This is a genomic window from Streptomyces sp. NPDC028305, from assembly GCF_055569495.1.
This window is the reverse complement of sequence record NZ_JBVHTN010000004.1, coordinates 766233-790642: the sequence shown is the minus strand read 5'-3', so window position 1 is coordinate 790642 and position 24410 is coordinate 766233. Positions and strand designations below refer to the sequence as shown.

Genomic DNA, 24410 nt, shown 5'->3' with positions numbered 1-24410 from the left:
CCCCCGCCCGCGGGGCCCGGTCAGGTCCAGGACACCACCGTGCTGTCGTCGGTGAACCCGAAGATGCCCGCCAGCGTGGTGCGCCTGCTGTCGCCGCTGGTGTTGGGCTCCACGGCGTGGACGTGGGAACCGTTGAAGACGTACACGTCCCCGGCGTGGATGTCGATCTCCTGGCGCCCGATGCCCTCCAGCATCCGGGGCGGATACGGCGAGCCGGTGTAGTGCAGCCCGAGCCGCCGCTTGCAGGCGTCGTCCGGCTGGATGTTCCAGACCAGCAGCCGGCCGCCGTCACCGTTCTCCAGGCAGATGTTGAGGGCCGTGGGGTCGAGCACCCGCTGGATCTCGAAGTCCGCCTGCCGCGGCTCGGTGCACTGGGAGCGGTCCTCGTGCGGGTCCAGGGCGTAGCGCCCGTCGCCGTGCCAGGACCGCAGCAGCGCGCGGCACGCCCGGCGGCCGTCGTGCTCGGCCTGTCGCACGGTCACCCCCTCGGGGGCGAGCGCCTCGGCCAGTCCCCGGTAGAAGGCGGTCAGCGGGTCGCCGGGGAGGTCGAGCACCCGGTCCAGCGCCGCGGCGGTCCGCGTCGACTCCTCCAGGTAGTCCGCGGTCGTCTTGTGGTAGTGGTACGTGCCCAGGTAGTAGCTCGGGGCCTCGGTGCTGCGCCGCAGCCGGTCGGGGCTGGCCCAGAACCTGGCCGACAGCTCGGCGCACAGCGTGGGGCCCACCATCCCTCGGAAGACCACGCCCGCGCTGGTGCCCCGCAGAACATCGATCACGGCTTCGGGGCGGAACTCCTGGTACTCGCGGAAGGCGAAGTACCCGGCTTCACCGCTCCAGCCGGTGAGCCTCTCGTCGCCGCTCATCCCGTCAGCCGCTCATCCGCTCGATGAGGCTCTTGGGCCGCATATCCGTCCAGTGCTCCTCGATGTAGTCCAGGCACGCCTGGCGGCTGTCCTCGGGATGGGCGACCGTCCAGCCCTCGGGCACATCGACGAATTGCGGCCACAGCGAGTGCTGTCCCTCGTGATTGACCAGAACCACATACCGGCCGTCGGGGTTCTCGAACGGGTTCGTCATCCGGCCTCTCCTGGGCGTCCGGGAATTTATGCGACGCTACTTCCACTGAACACCGGATAATGCCCTGCGAATGCTCGGACGGACTGTACTCGACCTATACGTGAAACTGCCCTCGGCCGTGCTCGGGTGTTCTTCGCGGATAGCAGCGGATAGCATCTGGCACGGCCGGGAACCGGGTTGTAGGCTGCGGCTGCTGTCACACAGGAATGTTTTACGCCCGGATATCTACCCTGGGAGTGCCGTGAAACGGGGAATCGGCGATCTCGCGCTGTTCGGAGGGCGACCCGCCTTCCTGCATCCGTTATATGTGAGCTCTCCCGGTCCGGTGGACCGTGGCCGGCTGTTCGACCGAATCAACTGGGCGCTGGACAACCGGTGGCTCTCCAATGGCGGGCCGCTGGCCCTGGAATTCGAGGGGCGAATAGCCGAGCTGGCGGGCGTACGCAACTGCGTCTCCGCCTGCAATGCCACCGTCGGGCTCCAGTTGCTGTGCCAGGCGGCGGAGCTCACCGGCGAGGTGATCATGCCCTCGCTGACCTTCGTCGCGACGGCGCACGCGGTGCGCTGGATCGGGCTCGACCCGGTCTTCGTGGACATCGACCCACTGACCGGCCAGGTGGATCCCGCCTGTGTGGCCGAGGCGATCGGGCCGCAGACCTCCGCGATCCTGGCGGTCCATCTGTGGGGGCGCGCCTGTCCCGCGGAGGAGCTGGAGAAGATCGCCGCCGCGCACGGTCTGCCCCTGTTCTTCGACTCCGCCCACGCCATCGGCTGCACCGCGGGCGGCCGCCCCATCGGCGGCTTCGGCACCGCGGAGGTCTTCAGCTTCCACGCCACCAAGGTGGTCAACGGCTTCGAGGGCGGGGCGATCGTCACCGACGACGACGCGTTCGCGCAGCGCCTGCGCTCGCTTCAGAACTTCGGCATCGGCCTGCCCCCGGGCGGCAGCCCGGCGGGAGGCACCAACGGCAAGATGAGCGAGGCGTCCGCCGCCATGGCGCTCACCTCGCTCGACGCCTTCGAGCAGGCCGTCGAGTGCAACCGGGCCAACTTCGAGACCTACCTCACGGAGCTGGCCGCGACGCCCGGCATCTTCGTGATGCCCCACGACCGGCGTGAGTCCAACAACTACCAGTATCTGATCGTCGAGCTCGACGAGGACCTGACGGGCCTCGGCCGGGATCTGCTCATCGAGCTGCTGCGGGCCGAGAACGTCGTGGCCAAGCCGTACTTCTCCCCCGCCTGCCACCAGTTGGAGCCCTACGCGTCCCGGCAGCCGGTCCGTCTGCCGCACACCGAGCGGCTGGCCTCGCGGGTGCTCGCCCTGCCCACGGGCTCGTCCGTCTCCCGCGAGAGCATCCGGCGCATCTGCGACGTCATACGGCTGGCCGTCGCCAAAGGCCCGGAAGTAACCGCCCGTCGGCAGAAGGGGTGACCGAGATGACGGTGGCAAGCGACCCGAGGGCGGAGGCCATCGCGCGCTGCGCGGCCCCCGGCGGCGACCGGGAGGACGCCGCCGCGGCCGTGCGGCGGCTGCTGGTGGCCGACGGCCACTGCCCGCCGGACGAGGCGGACGCCGCCGCCGCGAGGCTGGTGGGCCTGGCCCGGCGCTACGGAAGCCATCCGTTCACCACGCTGGAGGAGACGCGGCGCGAACTGAGCCTGGACCGGGACGCGTTCCGTCGGCTGCTGGGGCTGTTCGCCCGCCTTCCCGGGCTGCGCTCCGCGGTGCTCGCGGGGCCCGCCGGGAAGTACTGGTCCAACACCCTGCTGCCGCTGGAGGAGCGCGGGGTGCTGGACGCGACCTTGGCGGGCAAGCCCCGCTTCCCGCATATCGTGGGCCTGTATCCGGGGCCGACCTGCATGTTCCGCTGCCACTTCTGCGTCCGGGTGACCGGGGCCCGCTATCCGCATGCCACGCTCGCGGACGGAAACGAGGCGCTGGCCGCGGTCATCGACGAGATGCCCGCCGACAACCCCCACGGGCTCTATGTCTCCGGCGGGCTCGAACCGCTCACCAACCCCGGCCTCGGCGCCCTGATCAGCCGGGCGGCCGCCCGCGGCTTCTCGATGACCCTGTACTCCAATTGCTTCGCGCTGACCGAGAAGGCGCTCGGCGGGGAGTCCGGGCTGTGGGATCTGGGGGCCGTCCGGACCTCGCTGTACGGCCTGACCGACGACGAGTACGAGGCCACCACCGGAAAGCGGCACGCGTTCCGCCGGGTCGAGGCCAACCTGCGGCGCTTCCAGCGGATGCGCGCCGAGCGCGAGCGGCCGGTGCGGCTGGGGCTGAACCACATCGTGCTGCCGGGGCGCGCGCGACGCCTGCTGGACCTGGTGGACTTCATCGCGGAGCTGGACGCCGCGGCGCCCGAGCGGCCGGTGGACTTCCTGAATCTGCGCGAGGACTACAGCGGCAGGCCCGACGGCGCCCTGTCCCCCCGGGAGCGTGCCGAACTCCGCGAGATCCTGCTGGAGTTCGAGGAGAAGGTGCGACGGGTGACGCCCACGCTGGACGTGGACTACGGCTACGCCCTGCACGCGCTGAAGTCCGGGGCCGACGCGCAGTTGGTGCGCATCCGCCCGGAGACCATGCGGCCCGCCGCGCACCCTCAGGTCGCCGTGCAGGTCGATGTGGCGGGCGATGTCTACCTGTACCGCGAGGCGGGCTTCCCCGGCCTGCCCGGGGCCGATCGCTACATCGCCGGGCGGGTGGGGCCCGGCTCCTCGCTGTCGGGTGTCGTGGAGCGCTTTGTGACCGAGCGGGTCCAGGTCGCCCCGAGGCCGGGCGACGAGTACTTCATGGACGGTTTCGACCAGGTGGTGGCGGCCCGGCTGAACCAGCTGGAGGCCGATATCGGCGCCGGGTGGCGGGAAGAGCGAGGGTTTCTGCGCTGAGCCGCGCTGAGACACGGCTCAGGTTCCCGACAGCCGCGCCACGACGGGCTCGAACTCCTCCGCCCGCGCGGCGGGCACCACCCAGTAGCTGATGCCGAACCGCTCCCGCCGGGCCCGCAGCCGGTCGCAGATCTCCGGAACCTCGCCCGCGAGCACCACGGGCGAGTCGAGGACCTCGGCCGGCGGCAGCCCGAAGGCCGGGGCCAGCACCCGCTCGGCGTGGTCCCGGCTGTCGCGGACCACCGCGGCGGCGGTGAGCAGGCACTGGAGCTCCAGCTCGGCCAGCCGGTCCCCGGCGTCCTCGCGGATCCAGCGCACCCGCGTATCGAAGCGCTCGGCGCTCGCGTTGGCGCCGAGCGGGACGTCCTTGCGGGCGGAGGAGAGCTGAGCGGTCAGGGAGACGATGTCCGCGTGCCGCACCGCGGTCCGCAGCATCCTCCGGCCGCCGCCGCCCATGACCCACCGGGCCGGGGCGGGGCGCGGCTGGCCGATGGCGCCGGTGACCGAGCAGGCGCCCTTGTCCCACAGCTCCCGCACGATGTGGACGGTCTCCTCCAGCCGGGCGATCCGGGTGGCCGGGGGGTCCATGGGCACCCCGGCGCGCTCGAAGTCGGCGGCGAGCCACCCGGCTCCCAGGCCGATCTCCAGCCTCCCGGGCGCCGCCTGGTCCAGCGTCGCCAGCTCCTTGAACAGCACGGCGGGACGGCGCAGATCGGCCGCGAGCATCAGGGTCCCCAACGTGAGGCGCGAGGTCCACCCGGCCGCCAGCGCCAGGGAGACCAGCGGTCCCCACCGGTGGTCCAGATGGTCGGGCACCAGCAGGGAGGAGTACCCGGTCTCCTCGGCCCGCCGGACCAGCCGGCGGAAGGCGGCCAGATCGGGGAACGCTCCGGCCAGGACGCCGAAGCGGAACGGGCGGTGGGCGGTCATGGCCTGGTCCTTTCTGGCGGCTGGTCAGGGCATCCCGGTCAGGCCGGGCCCGGGCGCGTTCACCAGCACCGCGGTGTTCCCCGCCGGGTGTTTGTTCTCGTACACGAGCTGGTGCGCGGCGCCGATCTCCTGGAACGGCGTCACCTGGCTCATGCACGGGTCGATCCGGCCCGAGGCCACCAGGTTGATGATCGCCCGGGTCTCCCGCACATTGGCCGCGTGCGAGCCCTGGAGGCGCTTTTGGAACATCCACAGGAAGCGCAGGTCGATATCGCCGTTGTAGCCGCTGGTGCCGGCGCAGGTGACCACCATCCCGGCGTTGTCGCAGACGTACACGGAGGTGGCGAGGGTGTCCCGGCCGGGGTGTTCCAGCACGATGCGCGGCGAGCGGCGCTCGCCCAGCACCTCCCAGATCCTGCGCCCGAAGGCCCGCGCCCCTTCCAGCCAGGACTGGAAGGCCGCGGTGTCCTCGGCGTCCGGGAGCCGGCCCCAGTGGTCGAACTCGCGCCGGTTGATGACCCCTTGGGCGCCCAGCCGCAGACAGTGGTCGGCCTTGGCCTCGTCGGAGATCACGGCGACCGGAATCCCGCCGAAGTGCCGCACGATCTGGATCGCCATGGAGCCCAGGCCGCCGGAGCCGCCCCAGATCAGCACCGGGTCGCCCGGCTGCACGGTGTGCGGCGGCCAGCCGCTCAGCTGACGGTAGGAGGTGGAGCCGCCACCGAGGAAACAGCCGGCCTCCTCCCAGGTCAGATGGTCCGGCTTGGGGTGGCACTGGTACTCGTCGACCACCGTGAACTGGGCGAAGGAGCCGAAGTTCAGCTCGTATCCCCAGGCGCGCTGGCTGGTGGAGGCCGTGGGGTCGGTGCCCATGCGGATGTCGGGCGCCGACTCGTTCCAGCGCACCCCGCCCACGATCGCCTGGTCGCCCACCCGGAACTGGGTGACGCCCTCGCCGACCGCCCACACCACGCCCGCCCCTTCGGAGCCCGCGATGTGGAAGTCGTGCGGATCGCCCTTCTTCCGCCGGGCCGCGATGACGTCGGCGGGCGTGCCGAGCGCGGCCCACACTCCGTTGTAGTTGACCCCGGCCGCCATCACCATCAGCAGGATCTGGCCCCGGCCCACCGGGGGCACCTCGACCTGCTCGATCTCGATCGCGTCGGCGGGCCTGCCGTAGCGGTGCCGCCGGATCAGCGCCGCGTGCATATAGCGGGGCACCTCGCCGAGCGGCGGCATCTCGCCGAGCGCGTAGATCTCCCGTCCCATCAGGCCTCCTTCTCGGTTCGGTGGTGACGCGGGTCTTCGAGGCGGGCGGTGACGAGCCGGCCGATCTCGGCGAGCGGTTCCGGCAGCATCATGTCCTCGTGCCGGCAGCGGACCCGGTGGCCGAGCACCCGCCCCCGGACGTAGGGGCGCCAGCGCTCGCTGCCGTCGTCGGCGCCGTCCCCGCCGTCCGGGCGGGCGGCGACGAGCAGCGCGTCGCCGTGGAACACGCCGGGCCGGAAGGCGTGCCGCAGGGCCACGTGGTCGCCGAAGGCCCGCAGGATGGTCTCCAGGTTGCCGGCCAGCAGGTCGGTGAGCGGATTGCCCTGGGCGCGCAGCGTCCGCGCGACCGCCTCCCGGGTCAGCGGCTCACCGGGCCGTGGCGCATCACCGTGGGCGGTGGCTCCCGGGGCGACGACCTCCAGCAGGGCCCGCATCAGATCGTTGTCCGTCTCCCCGTCCTCTTTGTCCTCCCCGTCTCCCCCGTCTCCCCCGTTCTCGTACGCGCGGTCCCCGGCCGACGGGGCCGTGACCTCCGCGACCGGGTACGCGTCCAGCATCGCCAGCAGCCCCACCTCCTCGCCCTGTTCCTGGAGCCGGGTCGCCACGGCGTGGGCGACGAGACCGCCGAAGGACCAGCCGAGGAGGTGGTACGGCCCGCTGGGGGCCACGCTCCTGATCCGCTCCAGGAAGTCGGCGGCGATCTCCTCGATGTCCGCGGGCCGGTAGCCCGGCGTCCCGAAGGCGCGCGCCTGGAGTCCGTACACCGGGTGTTCCGGCGGCAGATGGCGCAGCAGTCCGGCGTAGCGCCAGCTCAGGCCGCCACCGGCGTGGAAGCAGAAGACCGGGGGACGGCTGCCCGTGGTCCGCAGCGGCAGCAGCACCTCCAGGCCGTTGCGCTCGTCCGGGCCGAGCCCGGCCTCCAGCCGCCGCGCGAGGCCGCCGGGGGTCGGCGCGGTGAACAGCGCCTGCATGCCGAGGCGGGAGCCGAGCGTGGTGCGGATGCGGCTGATGAGCGCGGCCGCGGTCAGCGAGTTGCCGCCGAGCAGGAAGAAGTCGTCGTCGATGCCGACTTCGGGGACGCCGAGCGCGTCGGCGAACAGCCCGCACAGCACCTCCTCCTGGGGGCTGCGCGGCCGGCGCGCCGGCTCCGTGTGGTACTCGGGGGCCGGGAGGGCCGCGCGGTCCAGCTTGGTGTGGTCCGTCAGCGGCAGCGCGTCGAGCACGACCAGGGCGGAGGGCACCATGAAGTCCGGGAGCCGCCCGGCGAGCCGGGCCCGCAGCGCGGCCGGGTCCGGGGCGGGGGAGCCGGAGTCCGGCACCACATAGCCGACCAGGCGCTTGTCGCCGGGTCGGTCCTCCCGTACCAGGGCGACCGCCTGACCGATGCCGCCGCAGGAGCTGAGGGCGATCTCCACCTCGCGCAGCTCCACCCGGAAGCCGCGCAGTTTGACCTGCTCGTCGGCCCGGCCCGCGAACTCCATGAGGCCGTCCGCGCGCCATCGCACCAGGTCGCCGGTGCGGTACATCCGGGTGCCGGGCGGGCCGAAGGGATCGGCGACGAAGCGCTCGGCGGTCATGGCCGGGTTGTTCTCGTAGCCGCGGGCCACCCCGGAGCCGGCCAGATACAGCTCCCCGACCACCCCGACCGGCAGCGGCTCGAGGCCGGGGCTGAGGACGTAGGCGCGGGTGCCGTCCAGCGGGCGGCCGATGGGTACGCTCTCGGGCACCGGGTCACCGGCGCGCATCGAGTGCCGGGTGGAGAACACGGTGGTCTCGGTGGGCCCGTAGCCCGCGGTGACCCAGGTGTCGGGGCAGTGGGCGAGCGCCTTGCGGACGGCGTACGCGGGCACCACGTCGCCGCCGGTACGGACCTCCCGCAGCCCGGCGAAGCACTCCGGGTGCTCCTCGGCGAGCAGCCGGAACAGCCCGCCCGAGGCCCACAGCCCGGTGATCCGCTCCGTGACCACCAGCTCCGCGAGGGCGTCCAGATCGAGCCTGCCCGGCGGGGCGACCACGATCTCCCCGTGGTTCAGCAGCGGGACCCACCACTCCAGGGTGGAGGCGTCCCAGGCGTGCGGGGAGTGGAAGAGGACCTTGTGGGCCGGGTCCAGCCGCCACCACTGGTCGTCCGCCAGTTCCACCACGTTCCGGTGGGTGACCGCCACGCCTTTGGGGGTGCCGGTGGAGCCCGAGGTGTAGATGACGTACGCCAGTTGGCCGGGGTCCACGGTGACCTCGGGCGGGGTCGGGGCCTGGGCGTCGAGGCCGGGATCCGCGTCCACGGCGACCGTTGTGACGCCGGCCGCGGGCTCGGCCGCCCAGGCCTCGGCGCGCACCCGGTCGGTCAGCAGCACCGGAGCGGCCATCTCGGCCAGCAGCAGCCGCAGCCGCTCCCGGGGGTGGTCGGGCTCCAGCGGCACATAGACCGCCCCGGCCTTGAGTACGGCCAGCACCGCGACGATCAGGTCGGGGCCGCGGTCGAGCTCCACCGCGACGCGGGTCTCCCGGCGCACGCCGAGCTCCACCAGGAGCCGGGCCAGCCGGTTGGCCCGCTGGTCCAGCTCGCGGTAGGTCAGTTGGCGGTCGCCGTAGCGGATGGCGGTGTCGTCCGGGCCCCGGCCCACCGCGTCGGCGAATCTCCGGTGGATCGTCATCGGCCCCGGGGGCGGCGGTGCTTCGGCGCCGTTCCACCCGTCGACCAGCTGCCGCCGCTCGTCCGGGCCGAGGACGCCGATCCGGCCGACCGGCCGGTCCGGGTCCGCGCCGACCGCCTCGAGGACGCGCACCAGCCGGTCCAGCAGCTCCTCGGCGGCGGAGCGGTCGAACAGCTCGGGCCGGTAGTCGAGCCGCAGTCGCAGCCCGGCCGGTGCCAGGACGGCGACCAGGGCCAGCGGGTAGTGCGCCGCGGCGCGGCTCTCCGAGGCCGTGGCGCGCGGCCCGGTGGCGGGCTGGTCGCCGGCCGGGGCGACCGGGAAGTTCTCGTACACCACCAGCGTGTCGAACAGCTCGCCGAGCCCCGCGAGCTGCTGGACGCGGGCCAGTCCGAGCTGGTGGTGGGCGCTGAGGGCGGACTGCTCCTCCTGGAGCCGGGCCACCGCCGACCGCCAGCTCCGGGCCGGGTCCAGCCTGACCCGTACCGGGAGGGTGTTGATGAACAGGCCGACCATGGACTCGATCCCGGGGATCTCCGGGGGGCGGCCGGAGACGGTCGTCCCGAAGACCACGTCGTCGCGGCCGAGCAGCCGTCCGATCAGCACCGCCCACGCCCCCTGGAGGATCGTGTTGACGGTCACCGCGGCGTCGGCCGCGTGGTTCCGCAGCGCCGCCGTGAGCGGGGGCGGCAGCAGGCGGACCACGGTCTCCGGCGCCCGGTCCGGGGGGCCGGCGTCCGCGGGCGCCAGCAGGGTGGGCTCGGTCAGCCCGGCCAGGGCCCGGCGCCAGGCGTCCTCGGCCGCCGCGGGGTCCTGGGCGGCGAGCCAGGTCAGATAGTTCCGGTACGGCACCGCCGGGGGCAGGGCCGCCGGGTCGCCGCGGTGGTGGTAGAGCGTGATCAGGTCCCGCAGGAAGATCGGTACGGACCAGCCGTCGAGCAGGATGTGGTGCTTGAGGACCAGCAGCCGGTGCCGCTCGTCCTCGACCCGGATCAGCCAGAACCGCAGCAGCGGCGGGCGGCCGGGGTCGAAGCGGTGGTGGCGGGCCCGCTCGGTGAGCCGGTCCAGTTCGGCCCCGCGCTCGGGCTCGGCCAGCCCGGACAGGTCCGTCTCCTCCCAGGCGAGTTCGGCCAGGCGCGGAATGATCTGCACCGCGTCGCCCGCGGCCCGGTGGCGGAAGCGGGCGCGCAGATTCGGGTGGCGCTCCAGCACGGCCCGCGCCGCGGCCCGCAGCGCCGGGCCGTCCAGCGGGCCCTCCAGGTCCAGCCTCATGTGCATGGTGTAGACGTCGGGGCCGGTGTCGGCGTACAGGGCGTGGAACAACAGCCCTTCCTGAAGGGGGGAGAGCGGCAGCACGTCCGCCACCCCACCGGGCTCCGCCTCCCACGTGTCGATCTCGGCCTGGGTGGCCCGGACCAGCGGGAGATCGGCGGGGACGAGTCCGCCGGCGCCCGGGCGCCGCGCCCCGTCGGCCAGCGCGCGCAGCGCGGTGAGCCAGGTGTCGGCCAGGTCCTGGATCTGGGCCGCGGTGAACAGGGCGCCCGGCCACGCGCAGTTGATGCTCAGCTGCGGCCCGTCCGGGCTGTCCCGGGTGACCGCGCCGATCTCCAGGGCGTGTGCGAAGGGCAGTTCGCCGTCGGACGGGTCGAGACGGACCTGGGGATGTGCGGCGACCGACCATCCGGCGGGTTCGGGGCTCTCGTCGAGCCCGCCGCCGTTCATCCGGCCCAGGTAGTTGAATCCGATCTGCGGGGTGCGGTACTGGGCGAGCAGCGCGGCGGTGTCCGGGTTGAGATAGCGCAGCAGCCCGTATCCGAGGCCGTTGTCGGGGAGTTCCCTGATCCGGCTCTTGATCCGCTTCAGGGCGGCCACGGTGGCCCGGCCCCCGGCGAGCGCCTCGTCCAGGTCCACCTCCCCGGGGTCAAGCCGGAGCGGGTGGATGCTGGTGAACCAGCCGACGGTGCGGGAGAGGTCCACCTCGTCGGCGATCTGCTCCCGGCCGTGTCCCTCGACGTCGACCAGGAGGGTACGGCCGTCGCCCCAGCCGTGGCGTTCCCGCCAGCGGGCCACGGCGAGCGTGAGGCCGGTCAGCAGGATCTCGTTCATCCGGGCCTGGTAGGCCTGTGGCGCGGCGGTCAGCAGGGCGTCGGTGATGTTTGCGGGGACGGTCACGGTCAGGTGCTCGGCCGTGGCCCGGGTGTCCCGGGTGCGGCGGAACGTCTCGGCGCCGAGGCGGGGTTCGGGCCCGTCGAGCATGTCCGTCCACAGCTCCAGCTCCGCGGCCCGCTCAGGGCTCTGGGCCTCGGCGAGGAGCAGCTGCGCCCAGCGGCGCAGCGAGGTGCCGACCGGGGCCGGCCGGGGCGTCCCGCCGTCTTCGGCGGTCCGCCAGGCGGTCACCAGGTCGGGCACCAGGATGCGCCAGGACACCCCGTCCACGACCAGGTGGTGGGCGATCAGCAGCAGGCGGCCCGGCCGGTCGTCCCCGGCGTCGAACCAGACCACCTGGAGGAGCGCCCCGGCCTCCGGGTCAAGGCGCAGCCGCGCGGCCTCGCCCTCCGCGGCCACCACGGCGGACAGCTCCGCGGAGCCGTCCGGGTGGCCGCTGATGTCCACCCGCCGTATGCGGTCCTCGGCCCGTACGCTGCCCGGCGGAGTGACCTTGAGCCCCCAGGTGACGCCCGTCGGGGCGCCGGCCAGGACCGCGCGCAGCGCGTCGTGGTGGTCGAGCAGGCACTGCACGGCGGCCGTGAGCGCGGGCAGCCCCAGGGGCGGGACGGCCAGCAGCACCGACTGGTTGAGGTGCGCCACGGGTCCGCGCCGCTGGGCGAGCCAGCGCATGACGGGGGTCGGCGGTACGGCGCCCACGCCGTCGCCCCGGGGCTCCTCCGCCCGCGCCTCGGGCTCGCGCACGGCGGCGGCCAGTTCGGCCACGGTCTGGTGGCGGAAGAGGTCGCGGGGGGTGAGGACCAGACCGGCCCGGCGGGCCCGGCTGGCGGCCTGGAGGGCGGCGATGCTGTCCCCGCCGAGGGCGAAGAAGTTGTCGTCGGACCCGACCCGCGGCAGGCCGAGGACGTCGGCGACGACCTGGCACAGGATGTCCTCCGGGCGGGTGCCGGGGCGGGGTCCCGCGTCGGCCTCCGGCGGTGTCCGCCGCGGTGCCGGCGGCGCGGGCAGCGCCTTGTGGTCCACTTTGCCGTTCACCGTCAGCGGTATGCGCTCCAGCGTCATCAGCACCGTCGGAACCATGTAGTCGGGCAGCAGCTCCGCCAGCCGGGTGCGGAGCCGCGCGGCGTCGGCCTCGGCGCCCGGGGCGGGCCTCAGATACCCCACCAGACGCCTGTGGCCGGGCTGGTCCTCCCGTACGGTCGCGACCGCCTGGGCCACCTCCGGGAGGGACTCCAAGGCCGCCTGGACCTCGCCCAGTTCGATGCGGTATCCGCGGATCTTGACCTGGCCGTCCGCGCGGCCGACGAACTCCAGCTGCCCGTCGGCCCGCCACCGTACGAGGTCGCCCGTGCGGTACATGCGGTCCCCGGCGGGCCCGAAGGGGTCCGCCACGAACCGCTCCGCCGTCAGCGCGGCACGCCCCAGATACCCCCGGGCCACGCCGACCCCCGACACGTACAGCTCGCCGGGGACCCCGGGCGGGACCGGCCGCAGCAGGTCGTCCAGGACGTAGGTGCGCAGGTTGGGGAGCGGGCCGCCGATCGGCGGTATCCCGTCCACGGCCGGAAGCGGACCGGCCATGGTGCACGAGACGGTGGTCTCCGTGGGCCCGTACGCGTTGAACATCCGCCGCCCGGACGCCCACGTGGGCACCAGACCCGGCTGGGCCGCCTCGCCGGCGATCACCAGGTTCACCACGGACGGCAGGCTGTCGGCGGGCAGCCGGGTGAGGATCGCCGGCGGCAGCGTCGCGTGGGTGATCCCGTAGCGCCGGATCAGCTCGGGCAGTTGGTCCGCCTGGGCGAGCATGTCGGCCGGGCCCAGCACCAGGCAGGCCCCCGCGCTCAGGGGCGTACAGATCTCGGACATGGCGGCGTCGAAGCTCAGCGACGCGAACTGGAGCGCCCGGCTGCCCGGCCCCATCCCGTACGTCCCGATCCTGGCCAGCACGATGTTGGGGATGGAGCGGTGCTCCACGACCACGCCTTTCGGGCGCCCGGTGGAGCCCGAGGTGTAGATCACATACGCCGGGGTGCGGGGGGTCAGCGGAGCCCGGCGGTCCGCGTCGGTGAGGTCCGTGCCCGGCAGGCTCAGCGACTCCTCCACCGTGGCCGGGCTGTCCAGGACGACCCGCCTGCCGGGCGCCGGCTCGGGCAGGGTGTGTGCCGTCCCGGCCGTGGTCACCAGAAGCTCCGGCCGGGCGTCGGCCAGCATGTAGGCGATCCGGTCGGCCGGGTACGCGCTGTCCACCGGCACATAGGCCGCGCCGGACTTCAGCACCGCGAGCACGGCGACGATCATCTCCACGGAGCGCGGCACCATCAGCGCGACCCGCCGCTCCGGACCGGCGCCCCGCGCGACCAGCAGCCGGGCCAGGCGGTTGGCGCGCGTGTTCAGCTCCGCGTACGAGACGGTGGTGTCCCCGCACCGCACGGCCGGGGCGTCGGGGGTGCGCGCCGCCTGCTCCTCGAACATCCGCGGCAGCAGCGCGCCGGGCAGCGGCCGGGCGGTGTCGTTCCAGCCGTGGAGCAGCTGTCGGCGTTCCGCCGGGGCCAGGATCTCCGCCTCGCCGATCGGGCGGCCCGGGTCGGCGACGACGGCGGTGAGCAGCCGGACGAACCGCGCCGCCAGCGCGGCCGCCGTGGCCGGTGCGAACAGATCCAGCGCATAGGCGAGGGACCCGGTCAGGCCCGCGGGGGCGCCCTCGGCCGAGCGCCGCTCGCGCAGCCGCACGGACAGGTCGAACTTCGCCCTCCCGGGGCCTTCCACGGGCGCGTCCATGCCGTCGTCGGTGTCCTCGCCGGCGTCCTCGTCAACTGCGCTCAGCCCGGGCAGCACCGCGTCGGGGCGGGCGAAGTTGTCCAGCACCAGGGCCACCTGGAACAGCGGGTGGTACGCGGGCGACCGCGCCGGGTCGACCGCGTCCACCACCCGCTCGAAGGGCACGTCCTGATGCGCGTACGCCGCCAGGTCCGTCTGCCGCACACGGTCCAGCAGCTCCTGGAACGAGGGGTTGCCGGAGGTGTCGGTCCGCAGCACCAGCATGGTGGTGAAGAGGCCGACCAGGCCGTCCAGCGCCTCGTCGCCGCGCCCGGCCAGCGCGGTGCCGATGGGGAGGTCCTCGCCCGCCCCCGACCGGGTCAGCACGGCGGCGAGCGCCGCCTGGAGCACCATGAACGCCGTGGCCCCGCGCGAGCGCGCCAGCGCCAGCACCGCCCGGTGCAGCCCGGCGTCCAGCTCGAAGGGCACCACGCCGCCGCAGTGGCTGGGCTCGGGGGGCCGGGGCCGGTCGGCGGGCAGGGCGATCTGCTCGGGGAGGCCGGACAGGGTCCGGGCCCAGTAGGCGAGTTGCCGTGCCATCTCGCTGTCCTGGTCGCCGGCGTCGCCGAGCAGCTCCCGCTGCCAGAGGGCGTAGTCGGCGTACTGGACGGGCAGCGGCGCCCAGCCGGGCGCCTCGCCGGCCAGCCGGGCGGCGTAGGCGGTGGCCAGATCGCGCAGCAGCGGCCGGACGGACCCGGCGTCACCGGCGATGTGGTGCACCACCAGCACCAGGACGTGTTCGCGCGGTCCCAGCACCAGCAGCGTCGCCCTGAGTGGGGGCTCGGCGGTGAGCGTGAAGCCCCCGCCGCGCGCGGCGGCGATCGCCCGGTCCAGGCCGTCGCGCGACCCGACCTCGACCGTCCGCAGCAGCGGGCCGGGCAACTCGGCGGGGTCCAGCACCCGCTGGCAGGGCTCGCCGTCCGTCTCGGGGAAGACGGTCCGCAGGCTCTCGTGACGGGCCACCACATCGCCCAGCGCGGCCCCAAGCGCCGCCCGGTCCAGCGCCCCGCGCAACCGCGCCACCAGGGGAATGGTGTACAGCGGGCCGGTCTCCCCCAGCCCGTTCAGCACCCACAGCCCGCGCTGGGCGAACGACAGGGGCAGCACGTCCGGCCGCGGGCGGGGCGCGGGCCGCCGCCGGGCGGAGGCGGCCCGGCCCGCGTACGCCGCCAGACCCGCGACGGTGGGCGTCTCGAACACGGCCCGGATCGGCAGCTCGACCCCCAGAGCGGCACGGACGCGCGCCACCAGCCGCGCGGCCAGCAGCGAATGGCCGCCCAGGTCGAAGAAGTCGTCGTCGGCTCCGACCCCGCCCACGCCGAGGACATCGGCGAACAGCCGGCCCAGGATCTCCTCCTGAGGGGTACGGGGGGCCGTGCGCGCCGCGTCGCCCGCCTCCGGCGCCGGCAGCGCCCTGCGGTCGGTCTTGCCGTTCGGCGTCAGCGGGACGGCGTCCAGCGCCACCACCACCGAGGGCACCAGGTGGGCCGGCAGCCGGGCGGCCAGGGCCTCGCGCGCCGCCCGCGGGCCGCCCTCGTCCGCCCCTCCCACCACGTACCCGACGAGCCGCGGTTGGCCGTCCGGGCCCGGCAGCACCGCCGCGACGGCGTCCGTCACGCCGGGCAGGGCGCGCAGATACGCCTCCACCTCGCCCAGTTCGATCCGGTGGCCGCGGACCTTGACCTGGTCGTCGGCGCGGCCGGCGAACTCAAGCTGCCCGTCGGCCCGCCACCGTGCGAGGTCGCCCGTGCGGTACATCCGTGCCCCGGCCGGCCCGTACGGGTCGGCCACGAACCGTGTGCCGGTCAGGCCCGGCCGGCCCAGGTAGCCGCGGGCCACGCCGTCGCCCGCCAGGTACAGCTCGCCCGCGACACCGTCCGGCACCGGGCGCAGCCTCGCGTCCAGCACATAGCAGCGGGTGTTGGCCAGCGGTGTGCCGATGGGCGGCGGCCCGTCGGCGCCCTCAGCCGCCACGGGCGCGCTCGTGGACCAGATGGTGGTCTCCGTCGGCCCGTACATGTTCCGTACCGAGGCGGCGCGGCCCGCCAGCGCCGACGCCAGCGAGGAGTCCAGCGCCTCGCCGCCGACCAACGCCCGCAGGCCGTCGACGGCCTCCGGGTCGGCGTCCAGCAGCGCACGCCACAGGCTGGGCGTCGCCTGCATCACCGACCCGGCCCGCGCGCGCAGTTCGCGGCCGAGCTCGCGCGGGTCGCGCACCGCATCACGCTCGACCACCACCACCTGGGCACCCGAGACCAGGGGCAGGAACACCTCCAGCAACGCGATGTCGAACCCGAACGTGGTCACCGCCAGCCAGCTGTCGCCCGGTGCCACCGCCACCGACGGGGCCACCGCCGACACGAGATTGCGCAGCGCGCCGTGGGAGACGACCACGCCCTTGGGCCGCCCGGTCGAACCCGAGGTGTACAGCACATACGCCGGGTGGTCGGGCCGCGCCGCGACCGCGGGCAACGGCCGCTCGGCGGGCTCCACCTCGTCGAGCACCACCACCGGTACGCCCAGATCCCGGGGCAGCCGCTCCACCGCCGCGCGCACCGTCAGCACCACGGCGGGCGCCGCGTCGCCGAGCACGAACCTCACCCGCTCGGCCGGGAAGTCCGGGTCGACCGGCAGGAACGCGGCGCCCGCCCGGCCCGCGGCGACCATGGCCACCACCGCGTCCACCGAGCGCGGCACGGCCAGCGCCACCACCGACTCCGGGCCGACGCCCCGCCCGGCCAGCAGGCGCGCCACGCCGTTCGCCCGGGCGGAGAGCTCCGCGTACGAGAGGGTGACGCCCCGGCACGACACGGCGGCGGCCTCCGGCGTACGGGCCGACTGAGCCTCGATCAGCGCCGGTATCAGGGGCGACGGCTGCTGTGCGGCCGTGTCGTTGCGGCCGTACAGCAGCCGCTGCCGCTCACCGGCGTCCAGGATCTCGATGTCCGCGATCCGCACGTCGGGCCCGTCCGCCACGGCACGCAGCACCCGCTCCAGACGCTCCAGCACCGATGCGGCCGTGGCCGCGTCGAACAGCTCGGTGGAGTAGTCGACCACGCCCTCGAGACCGCCCGGTTCGCCGCTCGGCGTGTGCAGCTCGCCGAGGCCGAAGGACAGATCGAACCGGGCCCACCGGCTTTCGCCCGGCACGCCGGCGACGTCCAGGCCCGGCAGCGCGAGCTCCGCGGCCTTGGTGCTCCGCACCGTCAGCATCACCTGGAACAGCGGGTGACGGGTCAGCGACCGCCGTGGGTTGACCTCCTCGACCAGCCGCTCGAACGGCAGGTCGAGGTGGTCGTACGCGGCGAGGTCCGTCGCCCTGACGCGGTCGAGCAGCTCGCGGAAGGTGGGGGCGCCGGAGGTGTCCGTGCGCAGCACCAGCGTGTTGAGGAAGAAGCCCACCAACCTGTCCAGGGCCGCGTCGCCGCGCCCGGCCACGGGGGTGCCGATGGGGATGTCCTCGCCCGCGCCGAGCCGGGTCAGCGTCGCCGCCAGGGCCGCCTGCACCACCATGAACAGGCTGGCGCCGCTCTCCCGGGCGAGCGCCAGCAGCCGGCCGTGCAGCTCGGCGTCGAGGAAGAAGCGGAGCCCCGCGCCCCGCTGGGGGCCCGAGGCGGGGCGGGGCCGGTCGGTGGGCAGGGCGAGCTCCTCGGGCAGGCCCGCCAGGGCGCCCGTCCAGTAGGCCAGCTGGCGGGACAGCTCGCTGTCGACATCACCCGACTCGCCGAGGAGTTCGCGCTGCCACAGGGCGTAGTCGGCGTACTGGACCGGCAACGGCGCCCAGGCGGGGGCCTCGCCGCCGCGCCGCGCCGCGTAGGCCGAGGCCAGGTCGGTGGCGAGGGCCTCGATCGACCACGCGTCGCCCGCGATGTGGTGCAACACCACGACCAGGGCGTGTTCCCGGGGCCGCAGCGACAGCAGCGTGGCGCGCAGCGGGGGCTCCGAGGTCAGGTCGAAGCCCTCCCCGACGAGAGGGGAGACGGCCGCGGCCAGGCGGCTGTCTCCCCCGTCGTCAGGTTCTGGGGTGGCTCCGGGTACGTGGGCGGTCCGCAGGCGCGGGCCGGGCACCTCGGCCGGGGTCAGCACCCGCTGGCAGGGCTCGCCGTCCGACTCGGGGAAGACGGTCCGCAGGCTCTCGTGGCGGGCCACCACATCGCCCAGGGCGGCCTCAAGCGCAGCCAGGTCCAGCTCGCCGCGCAGCCGCACCGTCAGCGACAGGTTGTACAGCGGGCTCGCCGGATCGAGGCGGTTGAGGAACCACAGGCGGCGCTGGGCGAAGGACAGCGGGATCGCGTCCGGCCGGGGGCGCGGCGTCAGGGCCGCCCGCGCCGCGGTCCTGCCGTCCAGGCGCGGCGCCAGACCGGCCACCGTCGGCGTCTCGAACAGCGCGCGGATGGGCAGCGTCGCCCCGAGCGTGGCGCGGATCCGGGACAGCAGCCGGATGGCGAGCAGCGAGTGGCCGCCCAGGTCGAAGAAGCCGTCGTCGATCCCCACCCGGGCCACGCCCAGCACCTCGGCGAACAGCCCGCACAGGATCTCCTCCCGGGGGGTGCGCGGCCCACGGCCGGCCCCGGCCGCCTCGGGCGCGGGCAGCGCGCCCCGGTCGACCTTGCCGTGGGGCGTCAGCGGCAGCAAGTCCAGCACCACCACGGCGGACGGCACCAGGTACTCCGGCAGCGCCGACGCCAGCTCGCGGCGCGCCGCGACCGCGGCCACGCTCGCGCCCGGGGCGGGCACGGCGTACGCGACCAGCCGCCGGTCCCCGGGCGTGTCCTCCCGTACGACGGCGACGGCCCGGTCCACCCCGGGCAGCGCGGCGACCGCCGCCTCGACCTCGCCCGGCTCGATCCGGTAGCCGCGCACCTTCACCTGGTCATCGGCCCGGCCGAGGAACTCCACCACGCCGGCGCGCGTCCAGCGCACCACGTCCCCGGTGCGATACATCCGCGACCCCGGCGGGCCGAACGGATCCGCCACGAACCGCTCGGCCGTCAGCCCCGGACGGTCCCAGTACCCGCGCGCCACGCCACGGCCGGCCACATACAGCTCCCCCGGAACGCCGTCCGGCACCGGGGACAGCCCCGCGTCCAGGACATACACCCGGGTGTTCCACATGGGCCGGCCCAGCGGCACCGGGCCGTCCGCGAGCACCGCCCCCGCCGGAATCCGGTGGTCCAGACAGCCCACCGTGGCCTCGGTGGGACCGTAGTGGTTGACCACCTCGACGCCCGGATGCCGGGCCCGCCACGACGCCAGCCGGGCGCCACTCAGCGCCTCACCGCCGACGACCAACTGCCCCGTGGGCGAACAGGCATCCGGCAGCTCCTGAAGGACCGGCAGATGACTCGGCGTCACCTTCGCGAACGTCACCCCACCCGGCACCGAAAGACGCTCATCCAGATCAGCGACCACCAGAGCGCCACCCGCCGCCAGCGTCCCGTACAACCCCGTCAACCCCAGATCGAACGACAGCGGCGAATGCAACAACGTCCGCCCCGCCAAACCCGGATACGCCACCACACACCGCACCACGTAATCCACCAACGACCCCTGCTCCACCACCACCCCCTTCGGCCGCCCCGTCGAACCCGACGTATAGATCACATACGCCACATCACTCGCCGACACCCGCACACCCGGGTCGTCAGCGGGCTCCCGGTCCACCGCCGCCACCGTCTCCGGCGCGTCCAGCACCAGCGCCCGGGTCGCCCCCCACACCGGCTCCACCCCGGCGCGGGTCACCACCAGCGACGGCCGCGCGTCCGCCAGGACCAGGCCCAGCCGGGCCCCCGGCTGCTCCGGGTCCAGCGGCACATACGCCGCCCCGGCCTTGTGCACCGCCACCATCGCCACCACCGCGTCCGCCGAGCGCGGCAGCGCCAGCGCCACCAGCGAGCCGGCGCCCACCCCCTGACTGCGGATCACCCGCGCCAGCCGGTTCGCCCGCGCGTCCAGCTCGGCGTAGGTCAGCGCACCGGCCGGGCCCGACGGGCCGCTCACCACCGCCGGCGCCTCCGGCGCCGCCGCCACCCGCTCCTGGAACACCTCCAGGAACGACCCTGCCGCCACCTCGTGCCCGGTGTCGTTCCGCAGCGACAGCGCCTCGTCCCGCTCGGCCGCGTGCAGCAGTTCCACCCGGCCGATCCGCAGCCCCGGATCGGCCGCCACCGCTTCCAGGAACCTCACGAGCCGCGCCGCGAGCGCCTCCACCGTCTCCCGGTCGAACAGATCGGCCGCGTAGGTGATGGTCCCGGCGATGCCGGCCGGGGCGCCGTCCTCGGCGCGGTGCTGCGCCGCCTGCACGAGGAGGTCGAACTTGGCCCGGCCCGCCTGTTCGGCCAGCGGGGTGTCCACGCCGCCGTCGCTGGTCAGGCCGTCGAGCCGCACCCGTTCGCGGTCGAAGTCGTCCAGCACCAGGCGGACCTGGAACAGCGGGTGATACGCCAGCGAGCGCTCCGGGTTGATCTCCTCCACCAGCCGCTCGAACGGCAGGTCCTGGTGGTCGTACGCGGCCAGGTCCGTCTCCCGCACCCGGGCGAGGAGGTCCCGGAAACTCGGGTCGCCGGAGGTGTCCGTGCGCAGCACCAGGGTGTTGACGAAGAAGCCCACCAGCCGGTCCAGCGCGGCGTCGTCGCGCCCGGCCGCGGGGGTGCCGATGGGGATGTCCTCGCCCGCGCCGAGCCGGGTCAGCAGCGCGGCCAGCGCCGCCTGGACCACCATGAACGGGGTCGTGGCGGTGGCGCGGGCCAGCTCCAGCAGCGCGGAGTGCGGTTCGGGGGCGACCGTGAAGGGCACCACGCCGCCCTGGTGGGTGCCGGCGTCCGGCCGGGGGCGGTCGGTGGGCAGCGCCAGTTTCCGGGGCGCCCCGGCCAGGGCGCCCTTCCAGTAGGCGAGTTGGCGGGACAGCTCGCTGTCGGGATCGCCGTCGTCGCCGAGGAGTTCGCGCTGCCACAGGGTGTAGTCGGCGTACTGGACCGGCAGCGGGTCCCAGGCAGGGGCCTGGTCGCCGCGCCGCGCGGCGTACGCGGCGGCCAGGTCGGCGGCGAGCGGGCCGACGGACCACGCGTCGCCGGCGATGTGGTGCAACACCACGACCAGGACGTGTTCCTGAGGATTCAGTGCCAGCAGCGTCGCGCGCAGCGGCGGCTGTGCGGTGAGGTCGAAGCCGGTCCGTACGGACTCGACCCCCGCGGCGAGCTCGCTCTCGGCCACTTCGACGGTGCGCAGCAGCGGGGTGGGCGGCTCCTGGACGTCAAGCACCCGCTGGCAGGGCTCCCCGTCGACGGCGGGAAACACCGTCCGCAGGCTCTCGTGGCGGGCCACCACATCGCCCAGCGCGGCCTCGAGCGCAGCCAGGTCCAGCTCGCCGCGCAGCCGCACCGTCAACGACAGGTTGTACAACGGGCTGGCCGGATCGAGCCGGTTGAGGAACCACAGGTGCCGCTGGGCGAAGGACAGCGGAATCGCGTCCGGCCGGGGGCGGAGCGTCAGCGCCGCCCGCGCCTCGGCCCGGCCGCCGTCCAGGCGCGGCGCCAGACCGGCCACGGTGGGCGACTCGAACAGCGCGCGGATCGGCAGGTCCGCGCCCAGCGTGGCGCGGATCCGCGCCATCAGCCGGGTGGCGAGCAGCGAGTGGCCGCCCAGGTCGAAGAAGCCGTCGTCGATCCCCACCCGGGCCACGCCCAGCACCTGGGCGAACAGCCCGCACAGGATCTCCTCGCGCGCCGTGCGCGGCCCCCGGCCGGCCCCGGCCGCCTCCGGCGCGGGCAGCGCCTTGCGGTCCACCTTGCCGTTCGGGGTCAGCGGGAGGGAGTCCAGGCCGACCACCACCGAGGGGACCAGATACTCCGGCAGAACGGAGCCCAGGGCCCGCCGTATCTCCCCGGGGTCCGCCGCCCCCACCACATAGCCGACGAGCCGGGGCCGCCCCTCGGGGCCGGGGACGGCGGCCGCCACCGCGTCCGTCACCCCGGGCCGGGCGCGCAGATACGCCTCGACCTCGCCGAGTTCGATCCGGTGGCCGCGGACCTTGACCTGGTCGTCGGCGCGGCCGAGGAACTCCAGCGCGCCCCGCTCCGTCCAGCGCACCACGTCCCCGGTGCGATACATCCGCGACCCCGGCGGGCCGAACGGATCCGCGACAAACCGCTCACCCGTCAGTCCGGGCCGCCCCAGGTACCCCCGCGCCACCCCCGCACCCGCCACATACAGCTCCCCCGCCACCCCGTCCGGCGTCAGGCGCAGCCCCTGGTCCAGCACATACACCCGGGTGTTCGCCAGCGGTTGGCCGATCGCCACCGGACCGCCCGCCTCGACCGGCGCGCTCGCCGACCAGATGGTGGTCTCCGTCGGCCCGTACATGTTGCGCACCCACACCGCGCGCGAGGCCAGCCCCGAGGCCAGCGCCCCGTCCAGCGCCTCGCCGCCGACCAGCGCCCGCAGCCCCGCCACCGCTTCCGGGTCCGCCTCCAGCAACGCCCGCCACAGGCTCGGCGTGGCCTGCATCACCGTCACGCCCCGCTCCCGCACCGTCCGGCCCAGCGCCACGGGGTCGCGCACCACCTCACGGCCCGCCACCACCACCTCGGCGCCGGACAGCAGCGGCAGGAACACCTCCAGCAGCGAGATGTCGAACCCGAAGGTCGTCACCGCCAGCCACCGGTCGCCCGGCACCGGCTCCACCGACGACATCGCCGCCAGCAGGTTGCGCAGCGCCCCGTGCGACACCACGACACCCTTCGGACGCCCCGTCGAGCCCGAGGTGTACAGCACATACGCCGGGTGTCCGGGCGCCACCGCCACCGGGGGCAGCGGCTCCCCGTCCGCGTCCTCGATCAACACGACCGGGACGTCCAGACCCGCGGGCAGCCGGTCGCGCGCCTCACGGGTGGTCACCACCACGGCGGGGCACGCGTCGTGGAGCACATACGCCACGCGCTCGGCCGGGAAGTCCACGTCCACGGGCAGAAACGCCGCCCCCGCCGTCATGACGCCCGCCATCGCCACCACCGCGTCCACCGAACGCGGCACCAGCAGCGCCACCACCGACTCCGGGCCGGCCCCGTGCCCGGCGAGCAGCCCGGCCACCGCGCGCGCCCGCGTGTCCAGCTCCGCGTACGACAGCGCCACTTCCCCATCGGACACGGCCACCGCGTCCGGCGTACGGTCCGTCTGGGCCCGCAGCAGCGCGGGCACCAACGGCGGCGGCAGCTCGCGCGCGGTGTCGTTGCGGCGCAGCAGCAGCCGCTCCCGCTCGGCCGCGCCCAGCACGTCGATGTCCCCGACCGTGAGGTCCGGTGTCGCCACCGCCGCGCGCAGCACCCGCTCCAGGCGGGCCGCCACCGACTCGGCCATGGAGCGGTCGAGCAGGTCGGACCGGTAGTCCACCCGCATCCGCAGCCCGTCCGGCGACGTGGCCACGACGAGCGTCAGCGGATAGTGCGTGGCGTCCCGGCCCTTGGCGCCCACCAGCCGCAGACCGGAGTCCAGGCGGGCGGCCGTGGCGGGGTCCACAGGGAAGTTCTCGACGATCAGCGTGGTGTCGAACAGCTCGCCGACCCCGGCGAGGGCCTGGATGTCGCTGAGGCCGAGGTACTGGTGGGGTCCCAGGTCCGACTGCTCGTTCTGAAGCCGAACCAGCGCCTTGGCGAAGGGCTCGGAGTCCTGGAGCCTGACCCGCACCGGAACGGTGTTGATGAACAGTCCGACCATGGACTCCACGCCGGGCACCTCGGCGGGCCGGCCGGAGACCGTCGCGCCGAACACCACGTCGTCCCGCCCGGTCAGCCGCCCCAGCACCACGGCCCAGGCCAGCTGGAGCACCGTGTTCAGCGTCACCGCGTGCCCGGCCGCCAGCCGCCGCACGGCGCCCGCGAGATCGGCGGGCAGCAGCGTCTCGACGCGGTCCGGCATGCGCTGCGCCCGGCCCGGCTCGGCCGGGGTCAGCCGGGTGGGTTCGGCCACCCCGTCCAGCGCCTTGCGCCAGGCCTGCTCGCCGACCGAGCGGTCCTGCCCGGCCAGCCACCGCAGATAGTCGCGGTACGGGGTCACGGGCGGCAGGGCGTCCTCGCCCCGCTCGTAGACGGTGAACAGCTCCCGCAGCACCAGGGGCGTCGACCAGCCGTCCAGCAGGATGTGGTGGTTGGTGATCACCAGGCGGTGCTGCTCGGGCCCCTGGCGGATCAGCAGGGCGCGCAGCAGCGGGGGTTCGGCCAGGTCGAACCGCTCGGTGCGGTCCCGGTCCGCGAGCCGGGCCGCCTCCGCCTCGCGCCGTGCCGCGTCCAGCCCGGCGAGGTCCGCCTCCCGCCAGCCCGCCTCGGCCCGGCCCGGGATGAACTGGACCGGCTTGCCCGAACGCAAGGGCCGGAACCCGGCGCGGAGGTTGGGGTGGCGTCGCAGCAGCGCGGCCAGCGCGGCCTTCAGCCGGGGCGCGTCCAGCGGTCCGGCGAGGTCGACGGCGAGCTGGACGGTGTAGACGTCCTCGCCCTCGCCCTGACCCGTGTAGAGGGAGTGGAACAGCAGGCCTTCCTGGAGCGGGGACAGCGGCAGGACGCCCTCCAGCCCGGACGACGGCTTCCCCTCCGGTCGGACGTTACGGGTCAC

7 protein-coding genes are annotated in these 24410 nt (G+C 74.6%); 2 read left to right on the top strand and 5 right to left on the bottom strand.

Going from position 1 to position 24410, the window contains the following annotated elements:
* Positions 1-20: 20 nt before the first annotated feature.
* Both ACZ4WQ_RS19735 and ACZ4WQ_RS19730 read right to left on the bottom strand, forming a co-directional pair.
* Positions 21-860, bottom strand: coding sequence for a hypothetical protein (locus tag ACZ4WQ_RS19735; protein WP_358843162.1), 840 nt, complete (start codon positions 858-860; stop codon positions 21-23).
* A 4-nt stretch (positions 861-864) separates the two neighbouring features.
* The gene (locus ACZ4WQ_RS19730) at positions 865-1074 is read right to left on the bottom strand and encodes an MbtH family protein (protein WP_311727889.1); all 210 of its coding nucleotides are present in this window, start codon (positions 1072-1074) and stop codon (positions 865-867) included.
* Positions 1075-1381: 307 nt separating this feature from the next.
* Here ACZ4WQ_RS19730 and ACZ4WQ_RS19725 point away from each other — a divergent pair, with 307 nt between their 5' ends.
* Positions 1382-2509 carry an aminotransferase class I/II-fold pyridoxal phosphate-dependent enzyme gene (locus tag ACZ4WQ_RS19725; protein WP_468022315.1) on the top strand — a complete coding sequence of 376 codons (1128 nt, stop codon included), beginning with the start codon at positions 1382-1384 and terminating at the stop codon, positions 2507-2509.
* Positions 2510-2514: 5 nt separating this feature from the next.
* Positions 2515-3972 carry a dTDP-4-amino-4,6-dideoxy-D-glucose ammonia-lyase gene (desII, locus tag ACZ4WQ_RS19720; RefSeq protein WP_398371512.1) on the top strand — a complete coding sequence of 486 codons (1458 nt, stop codon included), beginning with the start codon at positions 2515-2517 and terminating at the stop codon, positions 3970-3972.
* Positions 3973-3990: 18 nt separating this feature from the next.
* Here the strand turns inward: desII and ACZ4WQ_RS19715 are convergent, their stop codons facing one another.
* The 3 genes from ACZ4WQ_RS19715 to ACZ4WQ_RS19705 are packed head-to-tail and all read right to left on the bottom strand — an operon-like array spanning position 3991 to position 24410.
* Positions 3991-4902 (bottom strand): TIGR03621 family F420-dependent LLM class oxidoreductase, encoded by a 912-nt coding sequence (locus ACZ4WQ_RS19715; protein ID WP_311727886.1) that lies wholly within the window; start codon positions 4900-4902, stop codon positions 3991-3993.
* Between the two features lie 24 nt (positions 4903-4926).
* Positions 4927-6171, bottom strand: a complete 1245-nt coding sequence (gene ccrA, locus ACZ4WQ_RS19710) for a crotonyl-CoA carboxylase/reductase (protein ID WP_358843158.1) — start codon at positions 6169-6171, stop codon at positions 4927-4929.
* Complete coding sequence (locus ACZ4WQ_RS19705; RefSeq protein WP_468022314.1) at positions 6171-24410, bottom strand: non-ribosomal peptide synthase/polyketide synthase; 18240 nt, start codon at positions 24408-24410, stop codon at positions 6171-6173. Before ACZ4WQ_RS19705 ends, ccrA begins: the two co-directional genes overlap by 1 nt.